This is a genomic window from Streptococcus sp. KCJ4932 (genome assembly GCF_004352745.1).
GTDB classification, from domain to species: Bacteria; Bacillota; Bacilli; order Lactobacillales; family Streptococcaceae; genus Streptococcus; species Streptococcus ruminicola.
The window spans coordinates 155,954-176,023 of record NZ_SJWW01000001.1; the positions used below are offsets into that span (position 1 = coordinate 155,954).

A 20,070-nucleotide genomic window follows, 5' to 3' on the forward strand; every position below is an offset into this window, starting at 1 on the left:
ATCCATTAACGATGGTTACTTGGTAACATCTTACGGCTGTAGCGTCTTTTCTTACCAAAACGATTGCGAAATGGTGTAATGGCTTCTTTGACAGCCCAATACTTATCGACCATCGTCACAATGTAACCTTCTTTATAACGCGGCGGAGCAATCGTTGCCCCCCACATGTGTTTTAAAATGATATCTTCTTCACGCTTATTTAAAGTCGTTAATTTTCTAGCGTTTCGAACAGCAATTCTTGGATGTACCCACGCATGCCCCTTATTAAACTTGGTTTCTCGCCAATCATAATAAAAGAAATCATGCAAAAGACCTCCACGCGCAGTGGCTTTTTCATCCCAACCTAGTTTTTTAGCAATCTTATAACTCGTATAAGCCACATTAATTGAATGTTCCATACGGGTTGAATAATGATGCTGCGGAATTTTATCTAGCTTCTGAAAACGGGGGTGTTTGATGAGATGACCAACGAGTTCCATGAACTCTTTATCTTTTTTATATGCACCCATTAGAATCACCTTCTTTCACCCTAATTATAGCATATCAACTTAAAATAGACTGAAACGATGACTAAAAAATTCAAAGTATGAAAACGTTTAAGATTAAATTAAACTAAAGAGAACAATCCCTGTTGCCACAGCAACGTTCAAACTTTCTGCTTGTCCAGGCATAATGATGTGGGCCAAGATGTCAGCTTGTTTTGTCATTTGCTCTGAAATGCCATTTCCTTCATTTCCCATGACAAGAGCAAACTCACCTTTATGCTCAACAGTCTTATAATCAACAGAATCTTTTGAAAGCGTCGTAGCAACTAATGGCACACCAAGACTTTGCAATTTTTGGCAAGCTTCATAAACATTGGTACGCCAAACTGGCAAATGAAAATGACTACCTTGCATTGAACGAAGAGTTTTTTGATTGTAAATATCTGCCGTTTTCTCAGAAATCAATACCCCATCCAAACCAGCAGCATCAGCCGTACGAATCATGGTTCCGACATTCCCAGGGTCTTGAACATCTTCTAATACCAAGTAGCGACCAGCTTTCAAGTCAGCTAGCGGCAAGCTTGGCATCACCACTTCTGCAATAATGCCTTGTGGTGTCTTAGAGTCTGTTAATTCTTTTAATACCTCTGGCGTCACATAAGTTACATGAGATAAGCCCTCAACGCGGTCTGAAAACTCTTCAAGAACAAAAATGTTCAAGAATTCTGCATCAGCTTTTTGAGCTTCTTCAAACAAGTGCCAGCCTTCAATTAAATAAGAATGCTCACGGTATTTTTTTTTCAATAATTTTTTAGTCTTTTTAATGAGATTATTTGATTTAGAAGTTATAATAGTCATAAGAAGATTATAGCATATAATAGGAGGAATTTGAGATGAAAAAAGTTCGTCTAATTGTCTCAGGCCGAGTTCAAGGAGTAGGTTTTCGTTATTCGACTTTCGCCCTTGCTCAAAGCCTAGGTGATATTTACGGTCGCGTCTGGAATAATGATGATGGTACCGTTGAAATCCTCGCCCAGTCCGACGATTCCGCTAAAATGGCAAAATTTATTCAAGAAATTCGCAAAGGACCATCTAAATGGGCAAAAGTAACCTACGTCGACGTCAAAATGGCAAATTTTAAAGATTACACTGATTTCCAAATTGCCAACTAATTCTATAAATAAGACTACAGACGTATTGAGAAAATACAGAAAAAACAGTAAAATAATAGGGTATTATAATAAAAGGAAACAATCAATTGAAAAAGAAACTAAATCGCGTCCTCTTTTCAGGACTAAGCTTATCGTTATTGTTCTTACTAAGTGGTTGTGTCAGCCGAGATTCACATGGTAACCCAACAGGGACTATTTGGCACTTGCTCGGTGAACCAATGGCAAAACTTATCCAATACTTTGCCAACAACATGGACCTTGGATTTGGCTTAGCCATTATCTTAGTAACAATCATTGTTCGTTGTATCATTCTTCCGCTTGGACTTTACCAATCATGGAAAGCAAGCTACCAATCAGAAAAGATGGCTTACTTAAAACCAATCTTTGCACCAATCAACGAACGCATGCGTAATGCAACTACTCAAGAAGAAAAATTGGCTGCACAAACAGAATTAATGGCTGCACAAAAAGAAAACGGCATTAACATGCTTGGTGGTATGGGATGTCTTCCACTTCTTGTTCAAATGCCATTCTTCTCAGCTATGTATTTCGCAGCTCAATACACACAAGGTGTCGCTGAAAGTACTTTCCTAGGAATTGACCTTGGAAGCCGCAGCATGCCGCTTACAGCTGTCATCGCTATTCTCTACTTCTTCCAATCATGGTTATCAATGCAAGCTGTTGCTGAAGAACAACGTGCAGCCATGAAAGGAACAATGTACGTGATGCCACTCATGATGGTCTTCTTCGGTATGAGCATGCCAGCAAGTGTTCTCCTTTACTGGTTGGTCGGTGGTTTCTTCTCAATCATTCAACAATTGATTACAATGTTTATCATTAAACCAAAACTTCGTAAACAAATCGCTGAAGAATTTGAAAAGAACCCTCCAAAAACTTACAAATCAACTAAACGCAAAGACGTAACACCAACAGCTACTACTCAACTTAACAAACCTAAGAAAAGTAACCGTAACGCTGGTAAACAACGTCACCGTAAATAATTCATAAACTAAAACACCAGAAAATTATTTCTGGTGTTTTAGTTTCCTTTTAATAACAGAACAAACAAAAAAGGCTTAACAGCCTTTTTTATGATTAAGCAGTTTTTTCAACGCTAATGATTTCAACATCGTAGTTTCCAGCAGGTGATTCGATTGTCACGATGTCACCTGTTTTTTTACCAATCAAAGCTTGAGCGATTGGGCTTTCGTTAGAGATACGACCTGAGAAGATATCAGCACCAGCAGCACCAACGATGTGGTAAACATCTTTATCAGTTGTTCCAACTTCTTGAACAGTAACTGTTTTACCGATAGCAACTTCATCTTTTGCTACAGCATCGCTATCAATGATTTCAGCATAACGGATTTTAGTTTCAATGATTTGGATTTGACCTTCAACGAATGCTTGTTCGTCTTTTGCTGCATCATACTCAGAGTTTTCTGAAAGGTCACCGTATGAACGAGCGATTTTAATACGTTCAACAACTTCTGGGCGACGAACTAATTTTAGTTCTTCTAATTCTTGTTCAAGTTGTTCTTTTTCAGCAAGGGTCATTGGATAAGTTTTTTCTGCCATTTTCTATCTCTTTTCTAAAAATTTATTTTTTGGATAATCTACAAATACAAACATGATGTTAGTCACACCATGTTTGTCATCAATTATTCATTTATTTGACTATTAACATATTTTTCAACATTAGCTTTGTGGTCATCAAAGTTTTCTGAGTAGTAGACCTTACCTGTCTTAACATCTGCAACGAAGTAATAGTAATTCGTTGAAGCAGGGTTAACGGTTGCTTCGATAGCTGATAGGCTAGGAGCGTCTACCGGACCAGGCATCAAACCAGTGTTGGTATAAACATTATACGGTGAATCAATCGATGTGTCAATACTTGCATCAGCCGCTAGACTCGTCTCTTCACCAAGTTTACCCATTGCATACAAAATAGCAATATTACTTTGGAGTGGCATGTTATTATTCATGCGATTATAGAAGACACTAGCAATATTTCTGCGATCATCATCAGTTGAACCTTCTTTTTCAACTAATGATGCAAGTGTTAAAACATCATTAACTGATTTTCCACTTGCAGCAATAGTATCGTAGTACTGAGACATGTAAGAATCCATTGTTGAAATCATGTCCTCAACAATATCTTCCATACTTGTCTTTTCATAGTAGCTGTACGTTGCTGGGAAAAGGTACCCTTCTAGTCGATAAGTTACTTTATCAGCCTCAGGAAGACTACCTAAAAGTTTTGGATACTTAGCTGCCATTTTTGAAATAAAGGCATCATCTTGAACGACTTTCAAGAAATCATCAGCCGTATATGGCGTTGAAGCGTGTTTCTTAGCTGAATTTTTAGTCACAGCTTCAGAAATTTGCTTGATCGTATAACCTTCAGTTACCAAGATTTTACCAAGTGATGGTTTTTCTGGTTGAGGTGTTCCACCTTCTTTAAGTTGTTTACAAATCTCATCCAAATCCATGCTTGGTTGCAAATTATAGTATCCACTTTGAAAATTGCTGTAATTTTTAAATTTTGTGTAGTAATTAAAGACAATTGCACTCTTAATCACACCAGATTTTTCAAGGATTTGCCCGATGTATTTGTTCCCAGATCCTTCTGGAATATCAACCGTAATGTACTTCTTTGATGAACTATCAAGTGGCTTAATAGAACTATCAACATAGCGGTATACAAAGAAACCTGTTGCGATTAAGGCAATGATAATTGCTGAAATTAAAACTAAGGCAATTTTTCCTGCTAGGCTATTTGTCTTTTGACGTTTTCTTCTGCGTTTTGTTCCCACTTTATTCTCCAAGTCTGTCTCTGTTTCATCTGATTGGTCAGAATCTTGCTCAAATTGAAGATTATCTTTTGATTCAGACTCACCTGAAGGGGTATCAGAAATATCTGGATTACCATCATAACCTACACCATCTGTTGCTCTCACAAGATAACTTTCTTGTTCATCATCAGCCTTAGCTGACTCTGCTCCATCAGGGTTAAAGGTCTGATCGATATTTCTCAGTACGTCTTTAATTTTTTGATTATCTATTTTGGTTTCAATCTGATTCTCAGCTAAAGCAGTTTTCGCTTTCTCTTCAAGGCGACGTTTTTCTTCTCGAATCTTAGCCTCTTGACGCTCTCTTCGATCTTCTGCTTCGTATTCAGCCATTAGTTCAGCCGTTCGACGCGCAAATTCTTCTGCTTCTTTTTCCTTTTGGCGAAGTTCTAAATCATGTTGCTTGCGTAAGCGATTAGCTTCTTCAAGTTCAGCTAAAATTTGCTCCTTAAAACTTTTTTCTTTTTGAGTTTTTGGCTTATCGTCGTTAAATTCGGTCAAAGCTTATCCTCCTACTCTTAATCAATCGCCATTATATCCTAAAATATAGTGAAAATCAACTCGCAGCAGTCTTTGTTATCTATTCTTAACAATCACTTTGTCACTTCTTACGCTACCGCTGGAGACTCCCAAACCATATTAAACCAAGTGGTTCCACCGTGTGCTGAGTCTGCCTCTCCTTCATCGATAAAACCATTTCTCTCATAGTAAGGGATAAGCTGCTCATGACAGGTCAAGGTGAGACCTATGCACTTTCTAGCAACAGCTAAATCTTTCATCGTAGCAAGCAAAGCCATCCCGATACCTTGATTCTGAAAATCAGGAGCAATCGAAAGACTCGTAATAGCAATAAAACCTCCGTCTCCGTGGTCAGGATTTTTAACAACATGATGGAATAAATCATCTGTTAAGTAACGTTGTCCGATCACCGGTCCTTCAATGTAACCACAAATCTCCCCATCAAGCTCAGCTACCAAGAAAGTATCTGGGATGGTCAAAATGCGCTCTTTCATATCTTCTTGACTTGCTGCTTCTTGCGCAGAAAAATTCTCACGCTCAATAGCTACGATAGCCTCTAAATCCTCAAGGCGTACATTTCTGATAATCATAAAATCCCCCACAAAAGAAAAAGAGCTTTCGCTCCTTTTCAAGATAATTGGTTATTATTGTGTGTTGTTAGCCAAGCTTGCCAACAATTCTTCAAATGAACGTTCATACATTTGGATATCACCAGCACCCATGAAGACGTAAACAGCATTATCATGGTCAAGTAATGGTGAGACATTATCAAGGCTGATAACTTTAGCTGATTTATTAATTTTAACAGCCAAGTCTTCAACTTTAACATCACCGTGGTCAACTTCACGTGCTGAACCATAGATTGGTGCCAAGTAAACTGAATCAGCTTGATTCAAAGCATTAGCGAATTCATCCAAAAGTGCAATTGTACGTGTGAATGTGTGTGGTTGGAAAACAGCCACGATTTCTTTACTTGGGTATTTTTGACGTGCCGCATCAAGTGTTGCAATGATTTCAGTTGGATGGTGTGCAAAGTCATCAATGATAGTTGTGTTGTTAATCACTTTTTCAGTGAAACGACGTTTAACACCAGCAAATGTCTTCATGTGTTCTGCTACCAATTCCATATCAATACCTGCTACGTAAAGGTTAGCAATAACAGCTGTCGCATTCAAGATATTGTGACGACCAAATGCTGGAAGGTGGAATGAACCAAGTTCTTCTTCACCATGTTTTACTTTGAAAGCAGATCCATTTGTTGTACGAACAACATCATAAGCCATGAAATCATCGCTATCTTTAAATCCATAGTAGTAAATATCTGCATCAGATGTGATTTTACGAAGATATGGATCATCACCGAACAAGAACAAAGCTTTTTGAACTTGTTTTGCGTAATCATTGAAAGCATCAAAAACATCATCAATGCTCTTGAAATAATCAGGATGGTCAAAGTCGATGTTTGTGATGATTGAGTATTCTGGGTGGTAAGGCATGAAGTGACGTTGGTATTCGTCAGATTCAAAGACAAAGTAATTGCTGTTAGCTGAACCACGTCCAGTACCATCACCAATTAAGTATGATGTATCTGTAATATTTTTAAGAACATGTGCCATCAAACCTGTTGTTGATGTTTTTCCGTGTGCACCTGCTACACCAAAGCTTGTGAATTGGCGCATGAAATCACCGAGGAATTCATGGTAACGTTTGAATTTGAAACCATTTTTGACAGCATAGGCAATTTCGACATTGTTATCTTCACGGAAAGCATTACCGGCAATTAATTCAACATCTGATGTGATGTTGTCTTCAGAAAATGGAAGGATTTCAATTCCTGCTTGTTCTAAACCACGTTGTGTGAAATAGTATTTACTAACGTCACTTCCTTGAACTTTGTGTCCCATTTGGTGCAACATCAAAGCAAGAGCACTCATACCAGATCCTTTAATTCCGATAAAATGATAGGTTTTAGACATGTTTTCTCCTCTATATACAACTGCAGTGCAGTTTATTTTGCATCGTCAAAGCGTGTTAAATTCAATTCTTGAGCCACTTTGTGTTCTCTTTGACTTTGCAAGACTTCCTTATTATAAATTTGACTTTCTTTTAAGAAGTCATAATTATTTTTCTTAGGTTTAGTTGTTGATGAATTATCTGGCTTTTTATAAGTTACGGGAATTTCTGCCAAGATATAATCATCTTGATGCAACCTTTCGGTTAAATGACTCAGACTGCTTGTAGGCTTTGCTGTTTTCTTAGGCAATGTTGCCTTAAGCTGTTGCTGTAAAGCTGCCTTAGAAGGCGCTTTAACTTCTTTTGAAAGATAAGCTTGACGTTTTCTTCGGATATCACGTCTTGCTTCTTCACGCGCTAACTCAGCATAAGATTTACCTTGAGTCACCGATTCTATGCGGCTGGCATCTTGTTCATCTTTGCCAACAAAATTATAGTCTCTAGTAACATCATCATAGTTTTTATCTTGATAAGCTCCGTGAATATTGGTAATCAAATCTTCATTTTCATATAAAGCCATTACTTTGGGTGGATTGCTTACTGGCTCCCCGTCTGCAACAAGCGGAAAGCGTCTTTGATTTCTAATCACAGCGTCACATCCTCTCTTAACGTATTATGTTTATTAATTATCATCACTCACTAAGAAATATGGGGAACTTATCCTTGACAACCCCTCGTCCTAGTAACTAAATGCTAGCGCTTAAAAACTAGGCCTAAGCCCCTAACTTTTTAAACGTAGCTCCAACTTTGTAGCATTTTTATTATAAACTAATTCATTCCATTTTTCAAAGTTTTCATAAAAAGAAAGTCAGTCTCCCTTAAAGGTTAGACTGACTTAAATCTTAATGCTCTAATCCAAGGATTTCCTTGATTTCTTCGATAGTCATGCTTGCTCTTGTTTCATTACCATCAAGAACTGTCGTGACAAGATTTTTCTTGCTTTCTTGCATCTCAAGGATTTTTTCTTCAATAGTCCCGCGCGTAATCAAACGATAGACTTCAACATTTTCTTTTTGACCAATACGGTGAGCACGGCTGATGGCTTGCATTTCCACCGCTGGGTTCCACCAAAGGTCAATCAAAATAACTGTATCAGCCCCTGTTAGATTCAAACCAACTCCTCCTGCTTTCAAAGAAATCAAGAAGGTATCTTTTGAACCATTGTTAAAGGCACGAGTCATTTCTTGACGAGCATTAGCTGGGGTCGAACCAGTAATCTTATAAGAAGTTAAACCTAGTTCTTCAATCTCTTTTTCAGCAATGTCTAGCATGCCACGGAATTGTGAGAAGATAAGTGCTCGGTGACCATTTTCTTTGATTTGCGTTAACAAATCACGAAGACTATCAAGTTTTCCACTTTCTCCTTGATAATCCATAAAGAGCGCTGGGGTATCACAGATTTGACGCAGGCGTGTGATTCCTGATAAAATCTCGATTTTACGACGATTAATATCCGCATCTGAAGCTCCAGCAATGGTTTCTTGCATTTGACGGAGCTGTGCAAGATAAATGGCTTTTTGCTTGCGGTCAAGCTCATTTGGATAATTGATTTCAATCAAATCTGGCAACTCTGGCAGAACTTCTTCTTTGCGACGACGCATAATAAACGGCTTGATAAATCGTGCGACTTGTTTGGCATCCATTTTCAAAAAGCGTTTTTTATCTGGTAATAAACCTGGCAATACGATTTGGAAAATTGACCAAATTTCAAGGAGTTTATTTTCAATTGGCGTTCCTGAAAGGGCGAAGCAATTTTTAACTTCAAATTGACGCAAGTAATGCGCAATCTTCGTTTGGGTGTTTTTCATCACCTGGGCTTCATCCAAAATCAAATAATCAAAATTCAACTGATTGTATTCTGCAAAATCTTGGCGGAAAGAAGAATAGCTTGTAATCACCACCTGATGATTTTCAGCGATAATCTCATCACGTACAGCTTTTAAACCATAAGAAACAGCCACGTCAATCTCAGGCGCAAAGCGAGTGAATTCGTCTTTCCAGTTATAAATCAAACTTGATGGTGATAAGATTAAAATACGCGTTTCTTCTTTTAAGTGCGAAGCTAGAAAAGCAATGGTTTGAAGGGTTTTACCCAGCCCCATGTCATCGGCTAGAATACCACCAAAGCCGTAGTGGTCAAGCATGGACATCCAACGAACACCAGTCATTTGGTAATCACGCAATTGTGTTTGTAGAGGTGGCAAAGTGACCTCGAATTCTTCTGGATGTGTTAAATCATGTGCTAATTGTTCAAATTCTTTTGAGAAGGAAATGCGGTCATTTCCTTGGAACAAATCTGAAATTTGGAAAGCTGAAATAGCATCTAGTTGCAAATGCCCATTATCCAGTTGTTTGGCACGTAAGTTTTGAAGAGTGCTACTAACACGCTGAGTTTCTTCATCAAAGACAACTAACTTACCAGCTCCATTGACAAAATAAGGTTGATTTTTAAAGAGTGCTTCTAAGGCATCATCAATATCATTTTCAAAAACCGTTGAAAAATCAAATGAGATATCTAGCAAACCACCTTTAGTATGAACAGAAACCTGTGGTTCTTCAAATTGACGCATCTCTTCAAGCTCATCAGACAAAGTAACCTGACCTAGTCGTGCTAATTGTCCCAAAGTTCGTGTGAAGAAATCGTACAAATCCTTATCAGCTAGCGGCGCATGATAAGACGAGAATGAGGCTGAAAAACCATTAGCTTCCAAAGTTCTAAAGACTTTTTCCTCATGTTTAAAATGACTGGCAAACGGTAATTCTTCAAGCTCACGTTTGCTATGAACAGTCACATTGCCATAATCAAAAGAGACGTGCAAAGCAACTTCTCGGTATTCATTGAGTTCTAAATAAAAAGTTACTTTGAAATCACGAATATCAAAACTCTTCGGCGCTTCAACCTTACCCAGTTCTTTAAAATCTAAAAGACTAGCAGCTAATTTTGCTTGGTCGTCTAAATCAAAGAACAAATGTTTTGCCAAATCAGCCTCAATTGGCAAACTACGAATAGCCGTTAAAATCTTTTGTTGCTTCAAATTCAAACTGAAAATAAACCCATTTGTGAACAAAAAGGCATTATTAAAGAGCGGTTGATATTCTTTTTCACTAATGATTAATTCAATTGATTGACGATGAACCACCACTTTAAATTGAATTAAGTCTTCTGAACCACTTAGTGGTCTAAAAATCAGCTGCCCATAAGTTTGATGATTGTGTTCAAATGAAAAATCATAAAGGTCATTAAAGAGGTTGATACCTTCTTCAAAAGTTCCACTTGTCAATGAAAGATTTCGACCATGATTTGGTAAGATGTAGTCAACATCAAGATGATCACCATCTGGAATCACTCGCCATAAAAATTGAATCAATTCCTGACTGGCTTCATCAAATTGAATCAATGACAAAGGTTCAAAATAATTTTTCCCAATCTGGTAATATCCCTCGTTTTTAACAGCGTTCAAAAAGGCTTTAATGTCTCGGACAACATAAGCGCGGTCATCTGGCAATCGATTGATTTTTAAGGTCCACCAATAATCTGATGAATAGGGGCTTTGATTACCATGAGCTGCCAAACGATATTTTGTGGTATCGTCATCATTAATCACCAAGCCATCCAAAAAAACACTACCAAAAGAGGTATTTTTCTTAGTTTCTTGCTGTGTTTCTTGGTGTGAGCTCAATTCATCTGATAACTCTTTTCCTTCCGTATTATTCTTGAGATAGTATTCTACGGCTGCTAAATGCTCACAATATTTTTTCTTGGCAAAAAAGTCACAGTCACACCTAACTTGTTCATCTTCTAGCGAATATTGAAGATGGTGTGTGCCCACCTTTGCCTGAATTAAATCTTCTCGCTTACTAATGATATCAACCAAACCTTGTTCGTAAAGTTCTATCCCTTGATTGCGAATTCGACCTGGAATCATTCTACCCAATCTAAGCCACCACCTTTTTCCTTATCCTTTAATTATATCAAATTCAACCCTGTTTAGCTTGAAAAAATGATTAATCAGTTTTATTTTTTATTATTTTCTATAAGGTATATCAAAAAAAGCACCCTTTAGAGTGCTTTTTAATCTTATTTACGTTTGCGGGCAATCAAGTTGATTGGTGTGCCTTCGAAACCGAAAGCTGCACGGATTTGATTTTCTAAGAAACGCATGTATGAGAAGTGCATAAGCTCTTCTTCGTTAACAAAGATAACAAACGTTGGTGGTTTAACGGAAACTTGTGTGCCGTAGAAGATTTTCAAACGTTTACCTTTATCTGTTGGTGTTGGGTTAATAGCAATCGCATCCATGATAACGTCGTTAAGAACAGCTGATGGAATACGTTTGTTTTGGCTTTCGCTGATTTTCTTAATCATTTCAGGCAATTTGTTCAAACGTTGTTTTGTTGCTGCTGATACGAAGATGATTGGAGCATATGACAAGAATTGGAATTGATCACGAATATCTTCTTCCCATTTTGCTACAGTGTGGTTATTTTTTTCGATGGTATCCCATTTGTTAACAACGATGATAATCCCTTTACCAGCTTCATGTGCAAAACCAGCGATACGTTTATCATACTCACGAATACCTTCTTCAGCGTTAATAACCATAAGAACAATATCTGAACGGTCAATAGCACGCATTGAACGCATCACTGAGTATTTTTCAGTATTTTCATAAACTTTACCAGATTTACGCATACCAGCGGTATCAATCATTGTGTATTCTTGACCTTCGCTGTCAGTAAAGTTTGTATCAATAGCATCACGTGTTGTACCAGCAATTGGACTTGCGATAACACGTTCTTCACCAAGAATTGCATTAATCAAGCTTGATTTACCAACGTTTGGACGACCAATCAAACTGAACTTGATAATGTCTGGATTTTCGTCTTCTTCTTCCACTGGAAGGTTTTCAACGATTGCATCCAAAACATCCCCTGTACCAATCCCGTGAACAGATGAAACTGGGTATGGATCACCAAGACCAAGTGAGTAGAAGTCGTAGATATCATTACGCATTTCTGGGTTGTCCACTTTATTAACAACTAAGATAACTGGTTTATTGGTACGGTACAAGATTTTTGAAACGTACTCATCAGCATCTGTAACACCTTCTTTTCCTGATACCACAAAGACGATAACATCTGCTTCTGTCATCGCAATATCAGCTTGGTGTTTGATTTGTTCCATAAATGGTGCATCAACATCATCGATACCACCAGTATCAATCAATGAAAACTTGCGGTTAAGCCATTCACCTGTTGTATAGATACGGTCACGAGTAACCCCCTCGACATCTTCAACAATTGAAATACGCTCACCTGCGATACGGTTAAACAAAGTCGATTTGCCGACGTTTGGACGTCCGACAATAGCAACTGTAGGTAAAGCCATAATTCTTAATACCTGTTCGTTAAAACAGCTCAGCGCTACTTTAAGTGACTACTTGCCACACGAAAACATCTTGGATGTCTTCGCCGAAATTCCTTTCACATTCTTTTATCTATTTATCACTTTTAATGATTTATACAATTAACGTCGATTTTCACCTTGGAGATGAATTTCTCGAGCTAAATAACGGATACGTTCCATAACACGCTTGGCTTGCCAAGTTTCATCACCAGAACGTGAGATTGAGAAGTGTTCTTCAAGTCCTTTAAAATCAAGGTTAGAAGTGAAGAACGTTAGCAGATTTTCTTGCATACGATACTGAAGAATCACTTGGAGCACATCATCACGAATCCAAGAACTTTGTTGTTCAGCACCAATATCATCCAGTACCAAAATCTCAGATTGCTTAATTTGGTCAATCTGCTCTTTCACAGTACCAGTATTAATGGCATTCTTAATGTCAACACAGAAAGTTGGAAAATGCAAGAGAGTTGTTGACTTACCATACTTAGCTGACAGGCGATTTGCCAAATAAGCCATCAAGTAAGATTTACCGACACCAAAGGTTCCAAAAACATAAAGTCCCTTTTGTGGTTTATCTTCAAGATTTTTAATATAATCATTCAAATAATTATAAATCTCAATACGATTAGGATCCCCAAGGTCAATATCATCAGTTGAAATATGCTTCAGACTTGTTGGCAAACCAATCAAGGTCACACGGTTTTTAATATCTTGACGTTTTTTAGCTTCTACCAACTCGCGAGTCTCTAAATAAATGACATCAGCATATCCTTCATTCATGCTAAGAGCTGGCTTATAACCTTTTGCCACATATGAAGCATCTTGATTTTGAAACTTCTCGCGTTCAACCATAAATTGGTTAAACTTAGGGAGGCTACGATTAATCTGCTCTTGAGTCAAGCCATTTGACGTGATAAAATCAGCAATTTCCTTATCCGCTAAAATAGCTTGAGTCAATTCATTAAGATCAGTTCGACTTTGGCGAAGCTGTTTAGCCAAGGTTTGTCCGATTTTTTCCATCACTCACTCCTTAATCTTCTAACATGCTACGTCTAAGCTCTTCAAGTTTTGCCTTTTCTTCAGCTGTCGCAACATGTTTGTATTCTTTTGCTGTCCATTCTGGAACATTAGTTTTAGTCACTTTTGCTTTAGCTTTGCGTTCTTTATTTCGTTGCGTGAAACTACGCATCTTAAGAACAGCCGCTTCTGCTGTCGTAATTTTTTGGTAAGCAAAATCATTTGCCACCTTCATGATATAAGGTTTGTTGATATTGGCTGACTGCGTTTTATTCAAAGTGTAAAGAACCATCACATTAATGACTTCATCTAGGAAATCCATATTAGCCAGTTCTTCTAAAACTTTGCGCTCACTTTCAGTAACCACAGCACGACGTGGCGCTTTGATTTTTTCAAGAAATTCCTTGGCAGATGCTTGCTTAGCTTCTCGGATAATCACTTGTTCTTTAGCATCAAATTGCTCTTTGATTTGGTTATTAGCTGTTTTTTTCTGCTCAAGCTGTACCGTCATTCGTTGTGGCGAAATTTTGCCATTAATAGCCGTACTTTTTGCCAATTGATAAATGTCAAACCAATTCATGCTGTATTTATCAGCTAGACTATAAATCTTAACTACATCAGTTTTTTCATCTTTGAATTGCAAACCATCACGTAACATTAAACGCTCAAAACTGTCCAAATCGAAATGGTTTTTTGATACTGTCTTAGGCACTTTTGGATTTTCATCTACTGAAAAAATATCAGAGAACTTCTTAGAAACATCACGCGCACCATCAGGCAGAACCACATCCAACTCAGCCACCGCAACATCACCAATCCTTTGTTCTAATAAACGACGGTAAATTGCATTGGCTAAGAACGTTTCGCGATTTAAGGCAGGTTGTAATTTCAAAACATAAGCATCTCGTGTTTGGTATAAAACCAGTAAGTCTACTGCGGTTAAGATAGCCAGAGCTTCCTCGACTTCTTGCATGCTCAACTGTAAGTGATTCAAAATCTCACTAAACTTATGACGTTTGATACCATCATCAAAGAAAGCAAGCAGATACTCATACAAAAGCACCGCATGGTTCCCGATAACAGGATGATATAGCTGACTTAGACTATCAGAATCCAACAAAACCTTATTGTTTTTGACATAAGAAAATTCATCAATCGGTCTCATTTAGCTTACTTCTTTTCTTCTTGCTACGCACACGATTCGTAATTTGCTGCAAAAGTTCCTCAATCTCATCAACATCTTTAAATGATTTATAAACTGAGGCAAAACGAACATAAGTAATTTCATCAAGTTCTGCCAGCTCATCCATGACCAGATTACCAATCACAGTACTCGGAACTTCACTTTCGTATTCGCTACGAATTTTTTGTTCAATACGAGACACCACCTGTTCAATATCATCGCTTGATACTGGACGTTTTTGTGCGCTTTGAAAAATTCCATTTAGGATTTTTTCACGAGAAAATTGTTCACGCGTTCCATCTTTTTTAATGACTAACAAGGGTAGTTCTTCAACGCGTTCAAAGGTTGTAAAACGCGCATGACAATTTTCACATTCTCGGCGTCGTCGAATCGTATTACCATCTTCTGCTTGACGGCTATCGATGACACTCGATTTATTATAATTACATTTTGGACAACGCATACAAACACCCCATTCTACCAATTATTCTAATACTTAATTTTAACATAAATTCACTCATTATGAAAGTAATACCAGTCCAAGCCGGTTCAGTTGTCGCTTTCCCTTTTCTAACAAAATATCATGACATACTTCATTAGAAAAACGAACAGACCGAGAAGAGAGCTCAGTCTGTCTTTTAATGTTATTTTGCCATAACCCTAGGGATAACTAAAGTAAACTCAGTTCCCTCGTCAACCACACTGCTAACGCTAACTTTGAGGTTATAAGCATCTACGATTTGCTTAAGAATGGCTAAGCCAATTCCAAGCCCACCTTGTGTCGAAACACGATTACGTGACTTATCTGTGCGATAGAAACGCTCAAAGATGTGATTCAAATCTTCCTGCGAGATTCCTTCACCCTCATCTCGAACTTTTACAATCGCATTCTCTCCTAAAACATCCAAAGTCACATGAATATTTCTACTACCTGAAGAATATTTTACGCCATTATCAATCAAGATTAAAATAGCTTGTTCAAAATGATGCTTGTAAATCTCTGCATAAATACAATCTTCAACCGTTGAAACGAGTGAAAAACGGAAATCAGGATACAGAATGCGGAAATTTCCTAAAACAACGTCAATGGATTGTTTTAAATCTGTAACCTCTCCCTTATGAAGATCAAAACTTCCTTGAACACGAATCATATCTAGCATGTCATTTACCATAATTGACATGCGATCCGCCTCATGATAAGCGGCATCAAGACTCTCGCATAAAACTTCTGGGTCATCTTTTCCCCAGCGCTGCAACAAGCCTAAATGCCCCTTGATGACAGCAATCGGTGTGCGCAATTCATGGCTAACATCACTAACAAAGCGTGTTTGCCGCTTAGCAAATCTCTCAATTTGCTCTAAAACACTATCAAAAGTTTGTGACAAATCTTCAATTTCATCACCAGATTGAATATCCGAACGTAAAGCTAATTCACTTGGACTTTCAGCGAGTTTATCAACAAATGTTTGAAAGTCACGAAGTGGCCTCAACGTCCTATGCGATACCGCAAGAACTAAATAAAAAATCACACAAGCTTCGACAAGTTCACATAGCAAAGCAATCACTACAAAAGTATGACGCGCCATAAAATACGAAGCAATACTTTGGTAGACGGTTACGTAACCAATAACTTTTCGACTATCTTTGGAATAAATTTTTTCACTCTGGTAAAAACCAGTAAAAGCTGGCGAACGGTACATCACCGTTTCACCAACTTTTCCAATTTTCATTGTCGATAGTACTTTATCGGTTGTCAAAACTAATTGTTTATCTTTATTAAAGACAGAAACTTCTTGATTATCAAAAATCAATTCGTCAATGCCGCCTTGCCTATCAAGAATATACTTCTTATCGTCATTTTCGACAAGCGAGCCTGAAGCACCATATTGATTCAACAAATCTAATAACTTCTCTTGCGAAAGAGAAGTTTCTTTAGATAAAAATTCACGAACAACTTCTGTGGATTGCTCGGTGTTATAACGATCTTTTGAAAGAAAAATTCGTGTCACACCAAAATAAATAACTAAGTTAAAAGCTGATAAAATCAACAAAACCCACAGAAAAGTTTTTACTGAAATTTTTTTAGATAATGACTTTTTAAAGCACTTTATCATTATTTTTCTCGAATAATATAACCCATTCCACGAACAGTTTGGATATATGATTCTTTACCAGGAATATCAATTTTTCCACGAAGATAACGGATGTAAACATCCACTACGTTTGTTTCGATATCAGTATCATAACGCCAAACACTTGCAAGTAATTCTTCACGTGTCATCACTCGGTTAACGTTTGAAAGAAGAACACTTAACAAATCATATTCACGTTTTGTTAATGAAATTTCATCATCACCACGAACTGCAGAACGATTTTGTGGGTTCAAACGAAGACCTAAGAGACCTTCTTTTGCTTGACCTTCTTTGTCTTGTTTAGAATTAGCATCTTGACGACGGAATACTGCACGAACACGAGCGAGTAATTCTTCAATAGCAAATGGTTTTACAATATAATCATCTGCTCCACGGTCAAGACCAGCAACAATATCCATAATAGAATCACGAGCAGTCATCATGATAATTGATGTGTCTTTTTCCAAACGAAGACGACGTGTAATTTCGAATCCGTCCATATCAGGTAACATCAAATCTAATAGGATCAAATCAAAATCATCATCCAATGCAGTTTGAAGCCCTAAACGTCCATTTGTCTCAACAACTACTGAATACCCCTCATGTTGTAATTCTAAAGACACAAAGCGTGCAAGATTTTTTTCATCCTCAATAATTAAAATCTTTTTACTCATTGTCACCAACCTTTTATTTAATGTAAAGATTATAAAATCTAATAATTGCCTAGTACACAGCTATCGTTACCGTTTTAATTTTCGCTCAATTTATGAGAAAGAATCCATCCATCACTCTATCCCTTTTTAATACAATTCTCAAAAATGACCTACTCAGCCAAGTATACTATATTGCCCTAAAAGTATATCAAAGTATAAACGATAATTCAAGAAAATTTTATCTTTTTAATGAAAATTATATTAATCCTCAAACAAGCCATTTAAAGCAGAAAATGGGTTGTTTTCTTTTTTCTTTTCATCTTGTAATGCTTCGTATTGTTCTTCTGTCATGACAGACCAATTTTGTCCTGATGGCATGTCATCTGATTGACGTTCTTCATCACTCAAGACTTGCATAGGAATTGTTAAAAGAATATTATCAATGGCACTTTCTTCCAAATCAATAACATCCTCTTCTAATACTAAAGCAAGATTTTCTTTGACCAAGTCTTCTTTGGCGTGAAGGTCAGCTGACTCAACAAAGACCTCTGAAACGTCTTCAACTTGGTGAACATCAACAGGTTGCATTGAACGACTTGATGGTAAAGTAATTGTATAATCCAATCGATAATTCAATAGGTACAATCCATCATCGTATGAAACAATTCCGTTTACAGAAACTGCTTTGACGTCTAAAACTTCGCTTGAGCGTTGCATTAATTTTTCTTTAATATTCAAAGATTCATTAAAAGCAATTCCCTCAGCATTTTTCTTTATTTCTGAAATAGCTATCATCATTATTCTACCTCTTTTAAATTTCCTTACCATTATACCAGCTTTTTTAGCTCTTGTCTTTATGATATTGATGTCAAATTCATTATATTAGAATTCTTATGAATAATGGATAAAAGCCCACAATAACTTGTGAGCTTTTACCATTTACATATGACGAAGACGATCGATTCGATCGGCAATAGATGGATGGGTGTTAAAGAGTGAACTAAATCGTTCACCTTTTTTAAGTGGGTCATTAATATACAAAGCAGCACTAGCTTGGTCTACTGGATGATGCATTGGTGATGAGTCTTCAAGTTTTTGAAGAGCCTTAATCATGCCTTCTGGATTTCGTGTTAATTCCACAGAACTAGCATCGGCAAGAAATTCACGTTGACGTGAGATGGCAAGCTGAACTAAGGTAGCAGCAAGTGGTGCCAAGAAAAGCGAAATCAAAGACAAGATGAGCACAATAATCCCCATAGCTCCTTCGTCACGATCATTAGAGCGGCGGCGATTACTTCCACCAAACCACATCATACGACTTCCAAAACTTGCAATCATTGTTACAGCACTAGCAAGAGCAACAGCAATTGTCGATATACGAATATCATAATTTCGAATGTGGCTAACTTCGTGTCCGATAACTCCTTCAAGTTCTTCACGATTCATCAAAGCTAACAAACCTGTTGTTGCTGCCACGGCAGCATTTTCAGGGCTTGACCCTGTGGCAAAAGCATTAAGCGACTCATCCTCAACAATAAAGACACGTGGCATTGGAATTTGTGCAACCATAGCCATATCTTCAACGATATGATAAAGTTGTGGTGCCTCTTCTTCAGTCACTTCACGCGCATTATTCATTGCCATGACGACATTAGTGGATTGAAGAATCATGCTCACTGCATAAATACCACCGATAATCAGAGCAATGACAACACCAAAACTTAAACTATCTAACCAAAGGTATCCAACTGCTGCACCGATAGCTGCCAAAATCAAGAAGAAGACAAAGAGCAAAACAACTGTCTTGCGCTTATTGCTGGCAATTTGATCATATAACATAATTTTCTCTTATAATGAAAGAGTCTCTCTAAGCTCATTGAACCACCTAAAGAGACTCTTTATATTCCTTTCGTTTAAGATAACTTGTCTTAAAAGTTATTTTTTGAATTGATTAAAAATCAAATGATACTTTTGGTGTTTCTTTTTCATCTTCAGGTGTTTCCAAGAATTGACTTGGTTTAAATCCGAAAAGACCTGCAATAATATTAGTTGGGAATGTTTCCAACTTCACGTTGTAGTTTGCTGTAGTTGTGTTGAACAATTGACGTGAATAAGAAATTTTATTTTCAGTATTTGTCAATTCGTCTTGCAATTTAATAAAGCTATTATTTGCTTTAAGTTCAGGATAATTTTCAGCAACAGCAATCAAGCCTGACAATTGTTTTGTAAGAGCGTTTGAAGCATGCATTGCTTCTGCAGGGCTTTGTGCTTGTGCTACTTGGCTACGCAATTCTGTAATTTTAGCAAATGTTTTTTCTTCGTAAGCAGCATAACCTTTAACTGTTTCAATTAAGTTTGGAATCAGGTCATTACGACGTTTCAATTGAACATCGATTTGACTCCAAGATTCTTTGGTTTGCATGCGGCTTTTCACAAGTCCATTATAAGCAGTAACTCCCCAGAGTACTAGAACGGCAATGATAGCAATAATAATAAAAATCATAAATTCCTCCTCGGGTATGACACCCATTCTAACTGAATTAAGCTTTCTAACCCCAAGGCTCTAGGTAAAAAGCTTCCCACGAAAACGATTTAAATCTTTTCAAAACCATTATATCAATTTTCATCACAATC

19 protein-coding genes are annotated in these 20,070 nt (G+C 37.3%); 2 read left to right on the top strand and 17 right to left on the bottom strand.

All coding sequences use genetic code 11. The features are described 5' to 3' along the window. Positions 1–5 precede the first annotated feature (5 nt). Together E0E02_RS00830 and E0E02_RS00835 are read right to left on the bottom strand one after the other, a co-directional pair. A complete protein-coding gene (locus E0E02_RS00830) occupies positions 6–509 on the bottom strand; it encodes an HD domain-containing protein (protein ID WP_133017577.1) in 504 nt (167 codons plus the stop codon). A 93-nt stretch (positions 510–602) separates the two neighbouring features. Then, entirely contained in the window at positions 603–1,343 is a 741-nt protein-coding gene (locus tag E0E02_RS00835; protein WP_074564297.1) for an RNA methyltransferase, read from the bottom strand. 35 nt (positions 1,344–1,378) lie between these two features. Between E0E02_RS00835 and E0E02_RS00840 the strand changes: the two genes are divergently transcribed. Together E0E02_RS00840 and yidC are read left to right on the top strand one after the other, a co-directional pair. Next, complete coding sequence (locus tag E0E02_RS00840) at positions 1,379–1,657, top strand: acylphosphatase (RefSeq protein WP_020917345.1); 279 nt, start codon at positions 1,379–1,381, stop codon at positions 1,655–1,657. A gap of 86 nt (positions 1,658–1,743) precedes the next feature. Next, positions 1,744–2,658 carry a membrane protein insertase YidC gene (gene yidC / locus E0E02_RS00845; protein WP_074602729.1) on the top strand — a complete coding sequence of 305 codons (915 nt, stop codon included), beginning with the start codon at positions 1,744–1,746 and terminating at the stop codon, positions 2,656–2,658. Between the two features lie 94 nt (positions 2,659–2,752). Here the strand turns inward: yidC and greA are convergent, their stop codons facing one another. The 15 genes from greA to E0E02_RS00920 form a co-directional block, all read right to left on the bottom strand. Beyond that, the gene (gene greA / locus E0E02_RS00850; protein WP_020917348.1) at positions 2,753–3,235 is read right to left on the bottom strand and encodes a transcription elongation factor GreA; all 483 of its coding nucleotides are present in this window, start codon (positions 3,233–3,235) and stop codon (positions 2,753–2,755) included. 83 nt (positions 3,236–3,318) lie between these two features. Next, positions 3,319–5,010, bottom strand: a complete 1,692-nt coding sequence (mltG, locus tag E0E02_RS00855) for an endolytic transglycosylase MltG (RefSeq protein ID WP_133017578.1) — start codon at positions 5,008–5,010, stop codon at positions 3,319–3,321. 107 nt (positions 5,011–5,117) lie between these two features. After that, the gene (locus E0E02_RS00860; protein ID WP_133017579.1) at positions 5,118–5,618 is read right to left on the bottom strand and encodes a GNAT family N-acetyltransferase; all 501 of its coding nucleotides are present in this window, start codon (positions 5,616–5,618) and stop codon (positions 5,118–5,120) included. Between the two features lie 54 nt (positions 5,619–5,672). Next, positions 5,673–7,004 carry a UDP-N-acetylmuramate--L-alanine ligase gene (gene murC, locus E0E02_RS00865; RefSeq protein ID WP_133017580.1) on the bottom strand — a complete coding sequence of 444 codons (1,332 nt, stop codon included), beginning with the start codon at positions 7,002–7,004 and terminating at the stop codon, positions 5,673–5,675. A gap of 32 nt (positions 7,005–7,036) precedes the next feature. Continuing rightward, the gene (locus E0E02_RS00870; protein WP_074564304.1) at positions 7,037–7,630 is read right to left on the bottom strand and encodes a hypothetical protein; all 594 of its coding nucleotides are present in this window, start codon (positions 7,628–7,630) and stop codon (positions 7,037–7,039) included. Positions 7,631–7,883: 253 nt separating this feature from the next. Continuing rightward, a complete protein-coding gene (locus E0E02_RS00875) occupies positions 7,884–10,976 on the bottom strand; it encodes a DEAD/DEAH box helicase (protein WP_133017581.1) in 3,093 nt (1,030 codons plus the stop codon). Positions 10,977–11,119: 143 nt separating this feature from the next. After that, positions 11,120–12,430, bottom strand: a complete 1,311-nt coding sequence (gene der / locus E0E02_RS00880) for a ribosome biogenesis GTPase Der (RefSeq protein ID WP_039696382.1) — start codon at positions 12,428–12,430, stop codon at positions 11,120–11,122. A gap of 138 nt (positions 12,431–12,568) precedes the next feature. Continuing rightward, positions 12,569–13,471 carry a primosomal protein DnaI gene (dnaI, locus tag E0E02_RS00885; protein ID WP_074560813.1) on the bottom strand — a complete coding sequence of 301 codons (903 nt, stop codon included), beginning with the start codon at positions 13,469–13,471 and terminating at the stop codon, positions 12,569–12,571. A 10-nt stretch (positions 13,472–13,481) separates the two neighbouring features. Beyond that, complete coding sequence (locus E0E02_RS00890) at positions 13,482–14,633, bottom strand: DnaD domain protein (protein WP_133017582.1); 1,152 nt, start codon at positions 14,631–14,633, stop codon at positions 13,482–13,484. Further along, positions 14,620–15,114 carry a transcriptional regulator NrdR gene (gene nrdR / locus E0E02_RS00895; protein ID WP_074560815.1) on the bottom strand — a complete coding sequence of 165 codons (495 nt, stop codon included), beginning with the start codon at positions 15,112–15,114 and terminating at the stop codon, positions 14,620–14,622. Before nrdR ends, E0E02_RS00890 begins: the two co-directional genes overlap by 14 nt. Before the next feature lie 181 nt (positions 15,115–15,295). Further along, positions 15,296–16,699: an ATP-binding protein gene (locus E0E02_RS00900; protein WP_240789004.1), complete on the bottom strand. Its 1,404-nt coding sequence runs from the start codon at positions 16,697–16,699 to the stop codon at positions 15,296–15,298. A 65-nt stretch (positions 16,700–16,764) separates the two neighbouring features. Beyond that, positions 16,765–17,457 (bottom strand): response regulator transcription factor, encoded by a 693-nt coding sequence (locus E0E02_RS00905; protein ID WP_006532917.1) that lies wholly within the window; start codon positions 17,455–17,457, stop codon positions 16,765–16,767. 240 nt (positions 17,458–17,697) lie between these two features. Then, positions 17,698–18,234, bottom strand: coding sequence for a YceD family protein (locus E0E02_RS00910; RefSeq protein ID WP_074868363.1), 537 nt, complete (start codon positions 18,232–18,234; stop codon positions 17,698–17,700). A 141-nt stretch (positions 18,235–18,375) separates the two neighbouring features. Then, complete coding sequence (htpX, locus tag E0E02_RS00915) at positions 18,376–19,275, bottom strand: zinc metalloprotease HtpX (RefSeq protein WP_039696378.1); 900 nt, start codon at positions 19,273–19,275, stop codon at positions 18,376–18,378. A gap of 112 nt (positions 19,276–19,387) precedes the next feature. Further along, complete coding sequence (locus E0E02_RS00920; protein ID WP_014335211.1) at positions 19,388–19,939, bottom strand: LemA family protein; 552 nt, start codon at positions 19,937–19,939, stop codon at positions 19,388–19,390. Positions 19,940–20,070: the final 131 nt, after the last annotated feature.